Origin of the sequence: Escherichia sp. E2586 (genome assembly GCF_005781105.1) — a bacterium.
Lineage (GTDB): Bacteria > Pseudomonadota > Gammaproteobacteria > Enterobacterales > Enterobacteriaceae > Escherichia.
The window spans coordinates 1-2276 of the sequence record NZ_VATN01000062.1; the positions used below are offsets into that span (position 1 = coordinate 1).

Consider the following 2276-nt stretch of genomic DNA (forward strand, 5'->3'; position numbering starts at 1 on the left):
GCCAGTTTTTGTTGACCACTATATATATTCAATGCATTGACTATGGGGTTTCCCACAAATAATAATATTGTTCTCAATTACTGGAGGAGTATTACGCGTATAAAAATATCATGAAACAATAGATTGTCCGTAAAACGCCACAGCCTGTGCATATAGATCCATCGAATCATCCCAGAGATCTCTTGAGTTATGGGAGCGTACTTCCGAGATATATATTTCGTTATTTTCTTCCGAAAAAATTGCTGATTCATGATTACCAATTGCACCATGTAAAGGATTAGTCCACCCACTAAATAATAAAAATCCCCATTCCTGAAAAAGCCCAGAATTTACTTCACGTTTTATATCATGATATGATTCGATTTCCAGTTCATCGTAAGGGACATTGTTGATATCGCGGCGGGCAGGGAAAGTGCCTTTTTCATCCACAACCCACTTCCATGCGCTGCAGAATCCATCCCAGGTTTCGACATGTGGTTTAAAGAAGCGAAGAGGTTTAATTACATATGCTGAAATATATTTGTCTGTAACCTTATTAGTGGCAAAAATGACAAATGTTTTACCAATGCAATTTTCATCAATATCTTTTGAAAATGACACTACGCCGTCCTGATTTACAGTAACTGTGTTGTCTCCTGCATTGGTAGAAACACTCCAGTCTACCGTATTATTATAGACAACATCATTATCAACCATCATCTGAAATGTTGCCCCAGGGAATAATGTTTTTGGGAAAGACCCATTAGTCATATCTTTTTTCATATCGAAATCATAGTAATTCACCCGAACACCAGTAACTTTTGGCATAATAAATTCCTTAATTGTTTAATTGAAATAGGCTTAATAAACATAATCGGCAAAGAGATATTATTATTTTTATACAGATAAGTGCTGTCATTTATTGGTTATAAAACCATCAGCTTCGAGAATTAATTCAGCCTAAAAAATAAACTGCTATTACTTTTATCGTAATAACATCTTGTATGAGCGACTTTATGCTTCTTCCTGATGGCATCTGGATTTGGCTGTTTCGCCACAGCGTCTATGGAATGGGATATGTTCCGGGTATGGGGAATCATAATCGACTCTACTTATTAAAATGTACCTTTGAAAAAGTAGATTTTCTGAATGCCACTTGTGTGGCACACTTATGCCAATTTTTTACGTAGCGCATCTGACGTTTTTCGCTGTTGTGAGGTCTTTGTATGACCCATCTTCCCGACAATGATCCTGAGATGAATAATTTTCAGCAACTCGTTCCCTCAGAACCCGAGTTATGGCCAACATCTGTAGAAAGCGAGCATCTCCTTAATCCGGTAAGGGCATACTTGCTTTCTCTTAACTCACCGCGCAGTCGGCAAACGATGGCATCTTTTCTGGGCATCGTTGCCAGAATGTTGGGGGCGGCCAATGCGGAGACTTGCCCCTGGGGCAGTTTACGCCGACACCACATCATGGCGGTTGCTGAATTGCTACGGGATACGGGCAGGGCAACGGCGACAATCAATACCTATTTGTCTGCACTTAAAGGCGTAGCGAAAGAGGCCTGGATGTTGAAGCTTATGGATGTCGAAAGCTTCCAGCACATTCTTGCCGTACGTAATTTTCGCGGAAGTAAACTTCAACGAGGTCGGGCATTGCACCGAGAAGAGATCCGGCAGTTATTTCAGGTCTGCGAAACCGATCGTAGCTGTCGTGGCCCCAGAGACGCTGCGATGTTGGGAGTGTTGTTAGGCTGTGGATTGCGTCGTTCTGAGGCCGTAGGGCTTAATATAAGTGACATTGTCACTTATGAACGCGCATTGCGTGTCTTAGGAAAAGGGAATAAAGAACGGCTGGCTTATATGCCGGAAGGGACATGGGTAAGATTACAGACCTGGATTGAACAGGTAAGGGGAGATGCACCGGGACCGTTGTTTACGCGCATCCGCCGTTTTGATGATGTGACCTGCGCAAGACTCACTGACCAGGCGGTTTATCACATATTGCAGGTGAGGCAGCGAGAGGCAGGAATTGAAAAATGCGCCCCTCACGATCTGCGAAGAACGTTTGCTACTGCGTTGCTTGAAAACGGCGAAGACTTAATCACGGTAAAAGATGCGATGGGTCATGCCAGTGTCACAACAACGCAAAAATACGATCGCCGTGGCGAGCAACGGCTTCGTCGCGCCCGCGACAAACTGAATTTTGATTAGCGCTTCCCCGGAGCCTGTTTAGGATTCTGTGTAAATGCCTTTTCTCAGAAGTGACCGTCCAGGCGGTCACCGAACTCGATA

At 43.3% G+C, this 2276-nt stretch carries 2 protein-coding genes; one reads left to right on the top strand and one right to left on the bottom strand.

Annotation, left to right across the window (positions count from 1 at the left end; genetic code table 11):
* Positions 1-108: 108 nt before the first annotated feature.
* Positions 109-807, bottom strand: a complete 699-nt coding sequence (locus FEK50_RS24110; protein WP_130210293.1) for a hypothetical protein — start codon at positions 805-807, stop codon at positions 109-111.
* Between the two features lie 398 nt (positions 808-1205).
* On the opposite strand from FEK50_RS24110, the gene FEK50_RS24115 reads away from it, so the two are divergent.
* On the top strand, positions 1206-2195 hold the full coding sequence (locus tag FEK50_RS24115; protein ID WP_130238302.1) for a tyrosine-type recombinase/integrase: 990 nt from the start codon (positions 1206-1208) through the stop codon (positions 2193-2195).
* Positions 2196-2276: the final 81 nt, after the last annotated feature.

Excerpts from the sequence above, each read along its gene's own strand:
- FEK50_RS24115 (WP_130238302.1), top strand. The coding sequence starts at position 1,206 with ATGACCCATCTTCCCGACAATGATCCTGAGATGAATAATTTTCAGCAA.
- FEK50_RS24110 (WP_130210293.1), bottom strand. The coding sequence starts at position 807 with ATGCCAAAAGTTACTGGTGTTCGGGTGAATTACTATGATTTCGATATG.